The sequence below is a fragment of the Rhodoligotrophos defluvii genome, from assembly GCF_005281615.1.
GTDB classification, from domain to species: domain Bacteria; phylum Pseudomonadota; class Alphaproteobacteria; order Rhizobiales; family Im1; genus Rhodoligotrophos; species Rhodoligotrophos defluvii.
The window spans coordinates 90,033-105,217 of sequence record NZ_SZZM01000005.1; the positions used below are offsets into that span (position 1 = coordinate 90,033).

The window sequence follows — 15,185 nt, forward strand, 5'->3', positions numbered from 1 at the left end:
GGCGGCCGGTCCTGTGGAACAGCAGAACGCCATGAAGGTTCTGATCCTCGGCGGCACCAGCGAAGCGGCGGCCCTCGCCCGGCTGCTGGCGGGCGAGCACCGGCTCGATGCCCTCTTGTCGCTGGCAGGCGCAACCAAGGCCCCGGCCGCCCAGCCACTGCCGACCCGCATAGGCGGTTTCGGCGGCAGCGCCGGCCTCGCCCGGTTCTTGAGGGAAGAGCGATTTGCGCTGGTGGTCGATGCCACCCACCCCTTTGCCACCACCATGTCGGCCAATGCCCGCGCCGCCTGCAACCAAACCGGGGTGCCGCTGATCGCCATCCGCCGCCTCGCCTGGACGCCGCAGCCGGGCGATGCCTGGCAACAGGTGGCGAACCTCGAAGCCGCGATTGCCGCTCTGGGGGAGGCGCCCAGGCGCGTCTTCCTCACCACCGGCCGCAAGGAGGTGGCGATCGCCCGCCACGCGCCGCAGCATCACTATCTCATCCGCAGCGTCGACCCACCGCCGCCCGAAACCTTGCCGCCGCGCGCCACCGTGCTGCTGTCCCGCGGTCCCTTCGAAGTGGATGCGGAGCGCGCCTTGCTGCGCGAGCACCAAATCGAGGTGGTCGTCACCAAGAACGCCGGTGGCGAGGCCACCAGGGCGAAGCTCGACGCCGCCCGCGCCCTCGGGCTGCCGGTGATCATGGTGGAACGGCCGCCCAAGCCGCGAGCGGATGTGGAGGTTGCATCCGCCGCCGAAGCCTATGCCTGGCTTGCCGCTCATGTGACGGGTTCCCTGACCGAGCGGGGAGTGTAGACCCAGGGCGCATCGCCCTCCCGCGGGATCAGCCGTGTGGCGCTGGAGCCGATCATCACGAGCGTACGCATGTCGCAGCGCGCGGGCTCTGCGTCCTGCAAGCGGACGATATCGATCCGCTGCTCGGGCCGGCTGATGGCCGTGGCGAAGATCACGGGTGTTTCCGGCGCCTGGATCGCTCGAAGCCGCTCGAAGGCCTCCCCCAGCTGGTGCGGCCGCGCCTGTGAGCGGGCATTGTAGAGCGCGATGACGAAATCGGCGCGGGCGGCCACTTCGAGCCGTGCCAGGACCACAGGCCACGGCTTGAGGTTGTCGGAGAGGGAGATCGCACAGAAATCGTGGCCAAGCGGCGCGCCAATGGCCGCAGCCGCGGCGAACATGGCGGAAATGCCCGGCACCACCTCGATGTCGAGCCGGCGCCAGGCGGCGGGACCTTGCTCGATCGCTTCGAACACCGCCGCCGCCATGGCGAACACGCCCGCGTCCCCCGATGACACCACCGCCACCCTGCGGCCGCTCTCGGCCAGCACGAGAGCATGGCGGGCGCGGTCGAGTTCCTCCCGGTTGTCGGTCCGATGCCGCTCCTGGCCGGGCCTTTCCGGCACCCGGTCCACATAGGGGCCGTAGCCCACGATGTCGGTGGCCGTCTGCAGCCGGTTGCCCGCCTGTGCGGTGAGCAGTTCGGGCGCGCCCGGTCCAAGCCCGACAATGGTAAGGCTTCCGCTCATCGGACCCGCTGCCGCCCCGGCACCAGCACGATGCTGAAATAGTCCACGCTCTCATCATGAACGGCAGCGAGCGGCTGGACGCGCTCATGGGCCATGGTGCCGCCTTCCACCAGGATCGCGCGGTCAATGAGTCCGGTCTCCGCAAGCGCACGCCTTATGGTGCCGAGATGGCGCCCCACCTTCATGAACACTGCCGCATCCGCGTTTCTGAGCCGTGCGACCATGGCCTCCTGCGGCAGGGTGCCGGGCAGCACCAGCAGCACGTCGTCCCCATGGGCGATTGGCGCGCCGGCACGGGTCCAGCAGCCGCTCATGCCCGTCACCCCCGGCACAACCTCGCTGGCATAACGCCCATGCAGCCGGTCGAAGACATACATGAACGAGCCGTAGAAGAACGGGTCGCCTTCGCACAGCACCGCCACATCCCAGCCCTGGTCCAAGCAGGCGGCGAGCTCCATGGCGCATCGGTCGTAGAATGCCTCCATTTCCTCGTGATAGCGCGGATCGCGCACATCCATATCCGCCGTGAACGGGTAGTCGAAGCGCAGCTCGCGGGTCGCGGGATTGAGGTGGCCTTCGGCGATCATCCGGGCCTGACCGGGGCGGCCGCGCTTGGCGAAGAACGCGGTCACCGGTGCCGAGCCCAGCAGCCGCTTGGCTTTGAGCGTGACCAGCTCCGGGTCGCCCGGCCCCAAGCCAATGCCATAGAGCGTTGCCACCAACCTACTCCACCTCGCTGGCGATGGCGTTCACCGCGGCCACCGCCATGGCGCTGCCGCCCTTGCGGCCGCGCACGACCACCGACGGGATGCGGCCATGGGCAAGCAGCAGCTCCTTGGATTCCGCCGCGCCCACGAAGCCCACCGGCATGCCGATGATGGCCGCGGGGCAGGGCGCCCCCTCGTCGATCAGCTCCAAGAGCCGGAATAGCGCCGTGGGTGCGTTGCCGATCGCCACCACCGCGCCATCCAGCCAGTCGACCCACAGGTCGAGCGCGGCGGCGGAGCGCGTATTGCCGATGGCGCGGGCCCGCTCGACAATATCAGGCGCATCGAGGGTACAGACCACTTCGTTCTCCGCGGGCAGCCGGGAGCGGGTGATGCCATGCGCCACCATCTGGGAATCGCACAGGATGGGCCTGCCGTCGAGCAGCGCTTCCCGCGCCGCCTGATAGAAGCCAGGCGTGAACACGACGTCCCGGGCAATGTCCACCATGCCGCAGGCATGGATGACGCGCACCACCACCCGGGCCTCGTCCTCGCTGAAGCCCGAGAGGTCCGCCTCGGCCCTTATGGTGGCGAAGGACTGTCGGTAGATCTCCGCTCCGTCGCGGATATAGTCATACATGTCGCGGCGCATGGGCCCGTTTCTCACGCAAATGGTTGATGATCTCGTCCAGGGTCAGCCCGGTGAGGAGCGGCTCGTCTCCGGCGCTGCCATGCTCAACGAGCGCATAGCGCGCTTGCGAGCCGCCGACCAGGGTGAAATCGGCGGGCCCGCGGCGGGCACAGCCTTTGCGGCAGCCGGACAGGTGCACATCGAGGTCCGCCGCCGCGCCGCTGCGCGCAAGACGCTCTCCATCACGCCGGGTCGGCACCGTTGCCGAGCGGCAATAGGGCTGGCCGGGACAGGCGGCAATGTTGAGGCGGGCGTCCTCGCTGCTGGTGATCAGGCCGGCGGCTGCGGCCCAGTTCAGGAGATCGGCAGCACTTTCATCGGACAGGCCGGACAGAACGAAGGCGCGCCAGGGCGTCGCATGAAGCGCCTTGGCACCGGCAGCCCCGGCGCGATAAACCATCTCTTGCAGCAGACGCGCATCGATCTGGCCGAAGGGCAGGCCGAGGCTGATCCAGCCGGGCCCACGGAAAGGGCGCTCCGCCGCCGGGGCAGGGGAGGTCAGATGCTCCGCCTCGAGCCCTGCACGGCGGAACACCTCCGCCGCCCCGATTTGGTCCACCAGATTGCGCATGCGACGCGGTGGTGACGATTGTCCGGAGGCCAGCGCCAGGAACGCATGGGCAAGGCCGATGGCGACATCAGGTGCATCGGCTGGGTTGGTCCTGGCGGCCAAGTCGCAACCGGCGAGGCGAACGGCAATTCCGCCTCCGTGGCCGCGCAGCAGGATATCCGCTTCAATGCCGGCCAGCGGCAGCGCACCGCCACCGTCAACCACAAAGCCGAACTTGGCCGGCAGGCGCTTGAGGTCCAGCGCGGCCGCAAGCGGCGCGGCCGCAAGCCGGCCCTCGATCGCGCGGGCCAGCGCATGCGCATCGAACGTGGCCGTGGGATCCCGCGACCCAAGCGGACTGGCGAGCACGTTGCGGGTCTGCTCCAGGGCAGGGTCGTCAGCCGCAAGGCCGGCGGCCTGGATCTCAGCGGCGAACCGGGCTACCGTCGCCTCGTCGAGCCCGCGCATCTGCAGATTGGCCCGGTTGGTCAGCTCGATGATGCCATTGCCGTAAAGCTGCGCCGCCTCGGCCAGCCGCCTCGCCTGGTCGAGCGAAAGGGTCGCGGCGCTCGGTTTCACCCGCACCAGCAGCCCGTCGCCGGAGGCCATGGGCCGCAGCACGGTCGGGCACCAGCCTTTCACCTCTGCAGCAAGGCTCATGGCCGAAGCTCCTCGTGTTCCGCAAGCAGGGTGGCAACCGCATTGCGCCGCGGCCGCCACAGGTCGCGGCGGACGGCTTCGGCGAAGCGCGCCGCCATGGCCGCCCGCGCCTGCGGGTTCTCCCGGCGCAAGAATGCATCAACCGGCTCGCACCCAAGCGTCGCGTCGAAGATCAGCTCGAACTGCCGGTCGAAACGGCTGCCCAAGGTCGCGGCAAAGCCGAACAGGCCGTCGAGCCCGCGGGCGATCTCGGCCGCGCCGCGATAGCCGTGCCGCATCATGCCCTCGATCCAGCGCGGATTGGCCGCCCGGCCGCGCACGATGCGCCGTACCTCCTCCGCAACGGTCCGCAGCTTCGGCGCATTCGGGTCGGCCGTGTCCGCGTGGTAGAGCTGGGGCTCGCGGCCAAGGCTCTCCGCGGCGGCGGCAAACCCGCCCTCGTGCCCGGCGAAATCCAGGCTGTCCAGGAGGTCGATCTCGCGATGGTCCTGGAGATGCACCAAGGCCTGCGCTGCCTCGAGCCGCGCGGTGAAGCCGGAAAGGTCCGCCTCGCCCGCGAAGCTCAGCCCATAGGCATGGGCGGACGCCTCCAGGTAGGCGCCGCCGAGCGCTGCGCGATCCTCCCAGGCGCCGCGCTCGATGAGCGTGCTCACCCCCGCCCCATAGGCGCCGGGTGCATTGCCATAGACCCGCACCAGCGCCCTGAGCCGCGCTTCACCCTTAAGGCCCCGCGCCGCATCGGCATAGGGGTTGAACCCATCCGCCTCGTCCGCCCGATCGGCAAGCGTCCGCACCGCCTGGTCGAAAAGGGCGATCTGCTGCCCGAAAGCATCACGGAACAGGCCGGAAATCCGCAACGTAACGTCAACGCGCGGATGATCGAGGCGAGCCTCCGGCACGACCTCGATGCCGCTCACCCGGTTGGAGCCGGAATCCCATAAGGGCCGCACGCCCATCAGCACCAGGGCCAGAGCCAGATCCTCGCCGCCGGTGCGGATGGTGGTCGAGCCCCACAGGTCGAGCACCACGCTGCACAGCCACTCCCCGGTTTCCTGCATGTGCCGGCGGATGAGTTCGCGCGCCGTCTTCTCCGCCAGCACGAGGGCCGAGCGGGTGGGGATGGCGCGCGGGTCCACGGTGAACAGGTTGCGCCCGGTGGGCAGCACGTCGACACGGCCGCGGCTTGGCGCGCCCGCCGGCCCCGGCGCGACGAAGCGGCCGTCAAGTGCGGCAAGCAAGGCCTGCCGCTCGGCTTCGGCGCAGGCATCGAGCCGCCGGACAATCGCGTCAGGCGCAAGGCCCGGCGCGGAGGCGGCAATGGCTGAAGCAAGCGCATCGCGCCGCGCTTCCTCGGGCGCTCGGCCGAACACATGCAGCCCATCGCGGATCTGCAGGTCCTTCACATCGCAGAGATAGGCATCGAGCCGGGCCAGGGCCTCGTCCTCGTCGGCCGCGGCCGACGCGCCGCTTTCCTCCAGAAGGCCGAGATCGGCGGCCCGCTCCAGGATGTCGCGCTTGAGCAGGGCCATGCGCCGCCGGTCAAGACCATCGGCAGCGGCATATTCGTCGATGAGCTTTTCGAGCTCCGCGGCAGCCCCATGGCTGCCCGCGCTCTGCAACGGAGGTGTCAGGTGACCGATGGTGACCGCGCCAAGCCGCCGCTTGGCGGCCGCCGCTTCGCCCGGATTGTTGACGATGAAAGGATAGACCACCGGCAGCCCGCCCAGCAGTGCCGTCGGAGCGCAGTGCCGGGACAGGGCCACCGCCTTGCCCGGCAGCCATTCCAGCGTGCCATGGGTGCCGAGATGCACCATCGCATGCACCCGCTCGACCTCCCTGAGCCAGAGATAGAAGGCCACATAGGCATGGCGCGGCGGCAGGTCCGGGTCGTGATACTGGGCCTTGCGGTCGAGCCCCTGGCCCCGGTCGGGCTGGATGGCAATGGTGATGCGGCCCACCGCATGGACGGCGAAATGGAACGCACCGTCGCCATAGGCTGGGTCCTGCTCGGGCGCGCCCCAGGCGGCCTCGATGCGCTCGCGCAACGCTGCGGGAAGGGTTGCGAACAAACGACGGTAATCCGCGCCACTGAGCACCGGCCGCGCCTCGCCTTGGCGCAGGGCCGCACAGACCACTTCCGCATCCGCGCCAGCCTCATAGCCGGCATCTGAAAGCAGCCGCAGGATTTCCGCCGTGCTGGCCAGGGCATCGAGCCCGACCGCGTGGGCGACCTGGCCCTGCGCGCCGGGATAGTCCGACAGCACCACAGCGATGCGTCGCTCAGGCCAGGGCGTCCGCCTAAGGCGCACCCAGCCCTTGGCCCGCGCCACCGCCAGCGCGACGCCATCCCTATCCGGCTCATGGACCGTCCGCGTGATATCGACGCCCGCCCCGACCGGCTGGTCCGCCTTGAACGATATGGCTGTGGTCAAAAGCCGGCCATCGAGCTCCGGCAGCACCACATGCATGGCAAGATCGGCCTCCGACAGGCCGCGGCTGGACGAAGCCCAGGCGGCGCGGGCGGCGCCGGACAGCACCAGCTGCAGCACCGGCACATCAGCCATATCGAGGGGCGAGACCCCATCCTCGTCCCGCCGGGCCGAGAAAGCGGTGAGGTTGAGGATCACATCCGGCCGTAGTCGCGACAGTTCGTCAGCGATGAAAGCGGCGCTCGCCGGATCCTTGAGGCTCGTCACATAAAGTGCATGGGGCGCGATGCCGGCCTCAACCAGCGCGGCCGCCAGCGCGTGCACCGGCGCCACATCATCGGCCAGCACATAGGCGCGATAGAGGATGATTGCCGCCTTGGCCGCCTCCGGAGGCAGCGGGCAGGGGCCCAGATCGAGGACGCCCGCCGCCGGCAACGGTGTGGCGGACGGTCCATCGTCAGCGCCAATCCCGGCGAGATGGGCGGCCAAGCGCAGGGCCGCCGCCATGTTGTCCGGCCCGCCATGGCGGAAATAGTCGCGCAGCCGGTCCAGCGCCTCCGGCGACACGGTGGACATGGCCTCCAGCCTGTCGTCGACTCGATTGTCGCCGTCGAGCAGGGCAAGGGCGATGGAGCGCTCGCGGCAGAGGCTGCTCAACTCCTGCGCGCCGTAGCGCCAGTAGTCGAGCCCGCCCAGCAGCCGCACGATGATCACCCGCGCATGCCTGAGCGTCTTGTCGAGATAGAGATCCACCGACATGGGGTGGCGCAGGCGGCCGAGATTGGCCATGCGCAGGCCGGGAAGACCCTGGGCCCCGCGGACATAGGCGGCCGCCACCGCCCCGAGATCGGAATCGGAAAACGACAGAAAGGCCATGTCCGCCGGCGCATGGTCGAGGTCGACCGCGGCATCGGCCTCATCCAGGGAATGCGTCTCGCGGACCAGAAGATGCATGGGCCAATCGGACGGCAGCCGCCGTCATCCCTCCCTGATCATCGCCGCGATGGCGTCCTTGTCGAAGCCGCTCTGGCCGATCACCACGATCTTGCCGCCACGCGCCTCGTTCGGCGACCACGGCCGGTCATAATGGTGGCTGAAGCGGCTGCCCACCCCCTGCACCAACAGCCGCATGGGCTTGGCCCTGACGCCCACAAAGCCTTTTATGCGCAGGATGTCATGGGCTTCCGCCGCCGCCTTCAACCGGCGCAGCAGGGCATAGGGGTCGTCGATCTCGTCGATGGCAACCACGAAACTGTCGAAGTCGTCATGCTCGTGTTCGCCATCCACGGCGTCATGATGGGACGGCCGCGCCGCGAGGTCATTCTCCGCCGCTGCGCCAAGCCCCAGCAGCACGGCCGGATCGATCTGGCCCTGCCGTGCCGGGATCACCTTGACCGCGCGGGAAATGCTCCCGGCAATCTCCTGCCTGAGCGCTTCCACCTTGTTGTGATCGAGCAGGTCGGCCTTGTTGAGCACGATGAGGTCGGCCGCATTCAGCTGGTCCTCATAGACCTCTTCCAACGGATTGTCGTGGTCGAGGCTGTCATCTGCCCGCCGCTGCGCGTCTACCGCATCCGGGTTGTCCGCAAAACGCCCCTCGGCCACCGCCGGCCCGTCCACCACCGCGATCACCCCGTCCACCGTCACCCGCGAGCGGATGGACGGCCAGTCGAACGCCTTGAGCAGCGGCTTGGGCAGGGCGAGGCCCGAGGTCTCGATGATGATGTGATGGGGCGGCTCGGGCCGGTCGAGCAGGGCTTCCATGGCGGGCAGGAACTCGTCCGCCACCGTGCAGCATAGGCAGCCATTGGCGAGTTCCACGATGTTCTCCTCGGGGCAGGAGGTGATCCCGCAGCCCCGAACGATCTCGCCGTCCACCCCTTCCGTGCCGAACTCGTTGACGATCAGCGCGAGGCGCTTGCCGCCCGCATTCTCCAGCACATGGCGCACCAGGGTGGTCTTGCCCGCGCCGAGAAAGCCGGTGATCACCGTGGCTGGCACCTTCGCGCTCGCAACACTCATTCGATTGTCTCCATGGCTGGCAGAATCTGGTCGGGAGAGGGCGTGCGGCCGCCGATGGCATCGCTGAGCGACGCCGGCCGGCGGGAGCGGAACACCCCGCCGGTGGGCGAGGCCGCATAGGCCTGGCAATAGGCGAGAATATCGGCGCCGATGCTGGGGCAAAGCCGGCGCAGGAGATAGGTCCATTTGCCCGGCTGCGAAATGGCCGCGGAGCAGCCTTCGTCGCAATTGGCCAGGCACACCACCGGCACGAGCTCCACCGGCGCTTCGGTACCCTTGTCCGCGAGCATATCGCGCAGGGTGTCATAGAGCGCGCGACCCGTGGCGCGGTCGGCAGGCCCCGGATTCTCGCCGGCCATGCGGCAGGTGATGCAGACATGCAGCTTCGGTCGGCCGGTCTCGCTCAAGCGTTGCCTCGCACCTCCCGCGCATAAGCGGGCGATATGGGTGCGGCTTGCGGAATGATGACCCCGAGAGATCCCGGCATGGGCTAAGCCAAACGAGCGGCTTCGGCCTCATGTCGTCCGTCAACCGGCGCACCCCGCCCGGCAGCCCGGATCATGTTCGACGGCAGGTCTCCTGGCTCGCGCCTCCATCGCCCGGAACCCCTTCCCAGCTCTTAAGGCCAGTGGGACAGCGCCCGGTCTCGACGCTTACAGTTGCGGGGGCAGCTTCGGCTTTGAGGCCCGTTGGGGCATCGCACCGAATTCCCTTTTCATCTTCCACGGTGGAAGAACCGTCCGCATTTAGCTATGACCTCTGAGGAATCCTGTCAATCACATCGGGCATCAGGCCTTTGGAGACAGCACTTCCCAAGCTCACCCTGGTCCTCGGCGGCGCCCGCTCCGGCAAGAGCCGCCATGCGGAGCAGCTGGTGACGAGCACGCCCCCGCCCTGGGCCTATGTGGCAACCGCCCGGGCCTATGATGACGAGATGCGCGCACGCATCGCGCAGCATCGCCAGCGCCGTGCCTCTGGGTGGCAGACCATCGAGGCGCCGGTCGATCTCGGCGGCGCGATCCGTCAGCTGCTATCAGAGCAGCCGGTGCTGATCGACTGCCTCACCCTGTGGCTCACCAATCTCATGCTCGGCGAGCATGACCGCCAGGCCGCCTTGCGCGACCTCGAAGCCGCGCTCGATGCCCGCAGCGGCCCGGTGGTAATGGTGTCGAACGAAGTGGGGCTCGGCATCGTGCCGGAGAATGCCCTGGCGCGGTCGTTCCGCGACGCGCAGGGCCGGCTCAACCAGCATATGGCGGGGAGGGCGGATGCGGTCCTGTTCATGGTGGCCGGCCTGCCCCTCAAGGTGAAATGAGCAAGCCATGACCACGATCACGCCCGAAGAAGAAGCGCGCCACCGCGCCAAGATGGCCAAGCGCAAGGCGGTTCAGGATGCGGAGGTCGCTGCCAAGACCCTGGAGAAGGGGCTGCTGATCGTCCATACCGGGCCGGGCAAGGGCAAGTCGACCGCCGCCTTCGGCCTTGCCCTGCGCATGATCGGCAATGGCGGCAAGGTGGGGGTGGTCCAGTTCATCAAGGGCGCCTGGTCCACCGGCGAGCGCGCCGTGCTGGAGCGCTTCGGCGACCTGGTCGAGTGGTACAGCATGGGCGAAGGCTTCACCTGGGAGACGCAGGACAAGGCCCGCGACATTGCCGCCGCGCAGGCGGCCTGGGGCAAGGCGCGCGCGCTGATGGCCGATCCGAACCTGCGGCTGCTGATTCTCGACGAACTCAACATCGCCCTGCGCTACGAGTACCTGCCGCTGGACGAGGTGGTGGAGGCGCTCAAAGGACGGCGTTCAGACCTGCACGTGGTGGTCACCGGCCGCAACGCCAAGCCAGCCCTGATCGAGGCGGCCGACCTGGTCACCGAGATGGGCCAGGTGAAGCACCATTTCGCCGCCGGGGTGAAGGCCCAGGCCGGCATCGAGTTCTGATCGGGCGGGGCTCATTCCCATGACCGCGCGGGCCATCATGTTCCAGGGCACCGGCTCGAACGTGGGCAAGTCGCTCATGGTGGCCGGCCTTGCCCGCGCCCTGGTGCGGCGTGGGCTCAAAGTGGCCCCGTTCAAGCCGCAGAACATGTCCAATAATGCGGCGGTCACGGCCGATGGCGGCGAGATCGGCCGCGCCCAGGCGCTGCAGGCGCGCGCAGCACGCATGCGGCTATCGGTCCATATGAACCCGGTGCTGCTCAAGCCGCAGAGCGAGACGGGTGCCCAGATCATCGTTCAGGGCCGCATCTGGGGCCAGGCTGGCGCCCGCGAATTTCAGACGGTCAAGCAGCAGCTCATGGGTGCCGTGCTCGACAGCTTCGCCACACTAGGAGCAGAGGCCGATATCGTGCTCGTGGAAGGGGCGGGGAGTGCATCCGAGATCAACCTGCGTGCAAACGACATCGCCAATATGGGCTTTGCCCGCGCCGCCAATGTGCCGGTGGTGCTGGTGGGCGACATCGACCGCGGCGGGGTGATTGCCAGCCTGGTCGGCACCAAGGCGGTGCTCGATCCGAATGATGCCGGCACGATCCAAGGCTTCATCGTCAACAAGATGCGCGGTGATCCCACCTTGTTCGCGGATGGCATGCGCGAAATCGCCGCCCGCACCGGCTGGGCACCTTTAGGGCTGGTGCCGTTCTTGCCCCAGGCGGCGCGCCTTCCCGCTGAGGACGCCCTCGATCTCGCGGAACGGCATTCCGGCGGCAGGCCGGGCGCGCGAGTGCGCATCGCCGTGCCGCTTCTGCCGCGCATCGCCAATTTCGACGATTTCGACCCGCTCGCCGCCGAGCCGGACGTGGACCTCGTGATGGTGAAGCCCGGCGAGCCCCTGCCGGCAGACGCCCGGCTGGTGGTGCTGCCGGGTTCCAAGGCGACGATTGCCGACCTCGAGGCGCTCATCGCCAATGGCTGGGACGCTGATCTCAAGGCCCATCTGCGCCGGGGCGGCCAAGTTCTTGGTATCTGTGGCGGATTCCAGATGCTCGGTCGCACCATCGCCGATCCCGATGGCATCGAGGGGCCGCCCGGCGAGGTGCAAGCCCTTGGCCTGCTGGAGGTGGACACGGTGCTCACCGGCGATAAGACGCTGCGCGAAGTTGAAGGCCGAAGTGATTCGGACGACTCACCCTTTCGCGGTTACGAGATGCATGTGGGGCGAACCACCGGCCCGGCCATGTCGTTACCCCTGCTGACCTTCGCTGACGGTCGGGTGGACGGCGCCCGGTCGCCGGACGGGACGATCATGGGCACCTATGTCCACGGCCTGTTCGGTGACGACGAGCAGCGCGCCGCCTGGATTCGCCGCCTGGGGGGCAGTCCGTCGAACCATTCTCATGACCAGGAGGTGGAGGACGCGCTGGACACCCTCGCCGCCCATCTGGAGCGCCATGTGGATATCGACGGCATTCTCACGCGAGCACGCTGACCGCCAGCAGCAGGAGCACGATCGCAAAGGCCTGGACCGCGCAGGCCAGCCGGTAGAGCGAGAGGGCGCGGCGGATGTCGCCCGGTGTAGCCTCCGCCCGGCCATCGCCCATCCAGGCATCCTCCCGCCGAATATCGCCATAGACCTTCGGCCCGTTGAGCCTCAGGCCCAGCGCCCCGGCCAGCGCCGCCTCCGGCCAGCCGGCATTGGGAGATTTGTGATGCCGGGCGTCGCGCCACACCGCCCGCCAGGCGCCGCGCGCTTGGCAGTCGGGCAAGTGGGCCGCGGCAATGATCAGCCAGAGCGCGGCAAGGCGTGACGCAGGCAAGTTGACCAGATCGTCCAGTCGCGCCGCCGCCCAGCCGAAAGCCAGATGCCGCGGCGTCTTGTGACCGATCATGCTGTCCGCCGTGTTCACCGCCTTGTACAGGCTGATCCCGGGAAGGCCCGCCACGGCGCACCAGAAGGCCGGCGCCACCACCCCGTCGGAAAAGTTCTCGGCCAGGCTTTCCATGGCAGCCCGCGCCACGCCCGCTTCATCGAGGGCCGCCGGGTTTCGGCCGACGATGCGCGAGACCGCCGCGCGCCCACGGGCCAGCCCCTCGCGCTCCAGCGCCTCGGCGACCGCCGCCACGTGTCGGTCCAGGCTGCGCTGAGCGATCAGGCTGGAGGCGAGCGCGCCAAGCAGCAGCACCGCTGCGAACAATGGGAGAGAGGCGAGCGCCCCGCGCTCGACGAGAACCGCCACCGCCGCCGTGACCAGCAGCACCAGCGCCAAAGCGACCACGCCGTTGAGCCGCCGTTCCCGGTCCGGCGCGCCATCGCGGTTGAGCGCGCGGTCGAGCCAGCCGATCAGCGCGCCCATCCAGGTGACGGGATGGCCGACAGCCCGGAAAAGGCGATCAGGGTAGCCGAAGCTTGCCTCGATCAACAAACCGGCCAGCAATAATGTAAGGTTGTCGGAAACGGCCATGAGAACAGCGCAGGTGATGATCATGAGCGGTGTAGGTGGGCACGCGCGGGCCGGCAAGTCTTCGTTAGCGCCAGCCTTCGACGACGCGTTCCGCGTAGAGCTCGAAGCTTTGCTACGCTGGCGCCGCGATGTCCGCCACTTCCGGCGCGACCCGGTCGATGGCGCTTTGCTCGACCACCTGCTGAGTCTCGTCGATCTCGCCCCGTCCGTCGGCAATAGCCAGCCCTGGCGAATCGTGCGGGTCGAGAGCGCCGCCGCCCGCCAGGCGGTGCGGGCGAGCTTCGAGGCGGCCAATGCCGCGGCGCTGAACGGCTATGAGGGCGAGCAGGCCGCCCTTTACGCCCGCTTGAAGCTGGCCGGGCTCGACGATGCGCCCGTGCAGCTCGCCGTGTTCGTGGAGGAAGGCTGCGCCCAAGGCCATGGCCTCGGCCGGCAGACCATGCCGGAAATGCTGCGCTATTCGGCGGTGAGCGCCATCCACACCCTGTGGATCGCCGCCCGCGCCTATGGCCTCGGGCTGGGCTGGGTTTCGATCCTCGACCCCGACGCGGTCACCCGGCTGCTCGCCTTCGCCCCGTCCTGGCGGCTGGTCGGCTATCTCTGCCTGGGCCACCCGCGCTTCGACCAGGAGGTGCCGGAGCTCGAGCGGGCGGGCTGGCAGGCGCGCACCGACGGATCCGCTCGCATCTTCGTGAAATGAGGCTCGACAGCGCATTGAGCGTGCAGTAGCGTCGCAGCCGGACCGGTCCCGCAAGGGCGAACAGGGAACACGGTGATTCGTATCGACCGATACGGAGAAGCCGCGGCTGTCCCCGCAACTGTAGGCATCGAGCCCCGTCCTGTTGACCACTGGCCTTGCCGCCGGGAAGGGAGGTTCGGGGCGCTGGAGATGCGAGCCAGTAGACCTGCCGGTTCGTGGAGCTGTTCGGAAGGCCGCCGGTGGAGCGGCAGGAGGCAAGTCATGGCAAGAAATGTTCAGACCACGGCGTCTGCGAACGTCCCCTCAACATCATCGTCGGTGCTGTCGCGCCTGGCCGCCCCGGCGCTGCTCTTCGTCATGGGGGCGGGGCTCGTGTTCCTCGCGGGGTTCTCCCACGCGCAGAGCCTGCATGACGCGGCCCACGACACGCGCCATGCGCTGTCCTACCCCTGTCACTGAGCCATGTTCGGCAAGATACTAGCCGGCGGCCTGATCGGAGGCCTCGCCGGGGGGATTGCCGTTGCCGCGATTCAGGCGGTCACGACCACCCCGCTCATCCTGCATGCCGAAACGTTCGAGGTGGCCCAATCGGGCGTGCACACGGCGCTGAACGGCGGCCTGCTCTGGCTGGCCCACGGCCCGGCGCACGGCACGGCCGGTGAGGGCGCAGGCAACGACCTGACCCGGCTATTCTCGACCAGCATCATGACCTGCGTGGTCGCCGTGGGCTATGCCTGGATGCTGCTCGCCGCCATGTGGGTGAAAGGCGAGGCGATCACCGCCCGCGCGATCGTGCCCTGGGCCATTGCCGGCTTCATTGCCACAGGGCTCGCCCCGGCCCTTGGCCTCGCCCCGGAGCTGCCGGGCGCCGCCTATGTCGATCTGGGAGCGCGCCAGCTGTGGTGGGCCGGCACCGCCATCGCCACCGCCGCAGCGCTCGCTTGCTTCGCCTTCGGCCGCAATGGCCTGTGGATGGCTGCCGGGCTGATGCTGCTCGTGCTGCCGCATCTGATCGGCGCACCCCATACCGAAGAGACGGTGAGCCGCGTGCCCGCCGAACTGGCGGCGGCCTTCGCCTCGGCCTCGCTGGTCGTGCAGGCGCTCGTCTGGATCGTCCCGGCAGTGCTGGCCGGTTTCTTCGTCTCGCGCATGACGGCGGACTGAACGACGAGCCGTCCCTCCGCGAGCGGGGACGGCTGTCGCGTTCGCTCAGCCCTTTACTGCGCCTGACCCTGCGCCGGAGCGGGCGAGCCGGGCGCGGGCGACGTCGGCGCTGGTGATGTTTCGGGTGCCTCTGCCCGGTTTTCCATCTGCTCGGTGGTGGTGCCGGTGCCGGTCTCGGCAGACTGGTTGCCGACCTCGTCCGTGCCGAACACGAAATAGGCCAGAGCAGCCACTGCCACGATCAGCGCGCCCAGCAGGATCAGCAGATTGCTGCTGCCACGCGGCGTCGGCGTCCTAGGGGGAGTGTTATCGTAATCCTGCGACATATGACGGTCCTCC

Annotated in this window: 16 protein-coding genes and 2 riboswitches; of the genes, 7 read left to right on the plus strand and 9 right to left on the minus strand. The window is 68.8% G+C overall.

Going from position 1 to position 15,185, the window contains the following annotated elements; translation table 11 throughout:
• Positions 1-31: 31 nt before the first annotated feature.
• The gene (locus E4P09_RS19495; RefSeq protein ID WP_137391312.1) at positions 32-799 is read left to right on the plus strand and encodes a cobalt-precorrin-6A reductase; all 768 of its coding nucleotides are present in this window, start codon (positions 32-34) and stop codon (positions 797-799) included.
• On the opposite strand, the gene cobJ is transcribed toward E4P09_RS19495, so the two are convergent.
• The 7 genes from cobJ to E4P09_RS19530 are packed head-to-tail and all read right to left on the minus strand — an operon-like array spanning position 763 to position 8,993.
• Entirely contained in the window at positions 763-1,527 is a 765-nt protein-coding gene (gene cobJ / locus E4P09_RS19500) for a precorrin-3B C(17)-methyltransferase (protein ID WP_137391313.1), read from the minus strand. The genes E4P09_RS19495 and cobJ overlap by 37 nt on opposite strands.
• Complete coding sequence (locus tag E4P09_RS19505; protein ID WP_137391314.1) at positions 1,524-2,249, minus strand: precorrin-2 C(20)-methyltransferase; 726 nt, start codon at positions 2,247-2,249, stop codon at positions 1,524-1,526. The genes cobJ and E4P09_RS19505 overlap by 4 nt, the downstream gene beginning before the upstream one ends.
• Position 2,250: 1 nt before the next feature.
• The gene (locus tag E4P09_RS19510) at positions 2,251-2,886 is read right to left on the minus strand and encodes a precorrin-8X methylmutase (protein ID WP_137391315.1); all 636 of its coding nucleotides are present in this window, start codon (positions 2,884-2,886) and stop codon (positions 2,251-2,253) included.
• On the minus strand, positions 2,867-4,135 hold the full coding sequence (cobG, locus tag E4P09_RS19515) for a precorrin-3B synthase (protein ID WP_137391316.1): 1,269 nt from the start codon (positions 4,133-4,135) through the stop codon (positions 2,867-2,869). Before cobG ends, E4P09_RS19510 begins: the two co-directional genes overlap by 20 nt.
• The gene (gene cobN / locus E4P09_RS19520) at positions 4,132-7,518 is read right to left on the minus strand and encodes a cobaltochelatase subunit CobN (RefSeq protein WP_137391317.1); all 3,387 of its coding nucleotides are present in this window, start codon (positions 7,516-7,518) and stop codon (positions 4,132-4,134) included. The genes cobG and cobN overlap by 4 nt, the downstream gene beginning before the upstream one ends.
• A 24-nt stretch (positions 7,519-7,542) precedes the next feature.
• Positions 7,543-8,586, minus strand: a complete 1,044-nt coding sequence (gene cobW, locus E4P09_RS19525; protein WP_137391318.1) for a cobalamin biosynthesis protein CobW — start codon at positions 8,584-8,586, stop codon at positions 7,543-7,545.
• Positions 8,583-8,993, minus strand: a complete 411-nt coding sequence (locus E4P09_RS19530) for a DUF1636 domain-containing protein (RefSeq protein WP_205042200.1) — start codon at positions 8,991-8,993, stop codon at positions 8,583-8,585. The genes cobW and E4P09_RS19530 overlap by 4 nt, the downstream gene beginning before the upstream one ends.
• 145 nt (positions 8,994-9,138) lie before the next feature.
• A riboswitch (cobalamin riboswitch) is annotated at positions 9,139-9,342 on the minus strand.
• 40 nt (positions 9,343-9,382) lie between these two features.
• Between E4P09_RS19530 and cobU the strand changes: the two genes are divergently transcribed.
• From cobU to E4P09_RS19545, 3 genes are read left to right on the plus strand one after another with little or no spacing between them, the layout of a single operon-like run.
• Complete coding sequence (gene cobU / locus E4P09_RS19535; protein ID WP_137391319.1) at positions 9,383-9,901, plus strand: bifunctional adenosylcobinamide kinase/adenosylcobinamide-phosphate guanylyltransferase; 519 nt, start codon at positions 9,383-9,385, stop codon at positions 9,899-9,901.
• A gap of 7 nt (positions 9,902-9,908) precedes the next feature.
• Positions 9,909-10,523, plus strand: coding sequence for a cob(I)yrinic acid a,c-diamide adenosyltransferase (gene cobO / locus E4P09_RS19540; protein ID WP_137391320.1), 615 nt, complete (start codon positions 9,909-9,911; stop codon positions 10,521-10,523).
• A gap of 19 nt (positions 10,524-10,542) precedes the next feature.
• Positions 10,543-12,009 carry a cobyric acid synthase gene (locus E4P09_RS19545; protein ID WP_137391321.1) on the plus strand — a complete coding sequence of 489 codons (1,467 nt, stop codon included), beginning with the start codon at positions 10,543-10,545 and terminating at the stop codon, positions 12,007-12,009.
• Here E4P09_RS19545 and cbiB read toward each other — a convergent pair.
• Positions 11,993-12,982 (minus strand): adenosylcobinamide-phosphate synthase CbiB, encoded by a 990-nt coding sequence (gene cbiB, locus E4P09_RS19550; protein ID WP_137391322.1) that lies wholly within the window; start codon positions 12,980-12,982, stop codon positions 11,993-11,995. The genes E4P09_RS19545 and cbiB overlap by 17 nt on opposite strands.
• A gap of 16 nt (positions 12,983-12,998) precedes the next feature.
• Between cbiB and bluB the strand changes: the two genes are divergently transcribed.
• The 3 genes from bluB (at position 12,999) to E4P09_RS19565 (ending at position 14,846) form a co-directional block, all read left to right on the plus strand.
• On the plus strand, positions 12,999-13,682 hold the full coding sequence (bluB, locus tag E4P09_RS19555; protein WP_137391601.1) for a 5,6-dimethylbenzimidazole synthase: 684 nt from the start codon (positions 12,999-13,001) through the stop codon (positions 13,680-13,682).
• Positions 13,683-13,708: 26 nt separating this feature from the next.
• Positions 13,709-13,909, plus strand: a riboswitch (cobalamin riboswitch).
• 34 nt (positions 13,910-13,943) lie between these two features.
• Positions 13,944-14,141 (plus strand): CbtB domain-containing protein, encoded by a 198-nt coding sequence (locus E4P09_RS19560; RefSeq protein ID WP_137391323.1) that lies wholly within the window; start codon positions 13,944-13,946, stop codon positions 14,139-14,141.
• A gap of 3 nt (positions 14,142-14,144) precedes the next feature.
• Positions 14,145-14,846, plus strand: coding sequence for a CbtA family protein (locus E4P09_RS19565; protein WP_137391324.1), 702 nt, complete (start codon positions 14,145-14,147; stop codon positions 14,844-14,846).
• A gap of 53 nt (positions 14,847-14,899) precedes the next feature.
• Here E4P09_RS19565 and E4P09_RS19570 read toward each other — a convergent pair whose 3' ends face one another.
• Positions 14,900-15,172 (minus strand): hypothetical protein, encoded by a 273-nt coding sequence (locus E4P09_RS19570; RefSeq protein ID WP_137391325.1) that lies wholly within the window; start codon positions 15,170-15,172, stop codon positions 14,900-14,902.
• Positions 15,173-15,185: the final 13 nt, after the last annotated feature.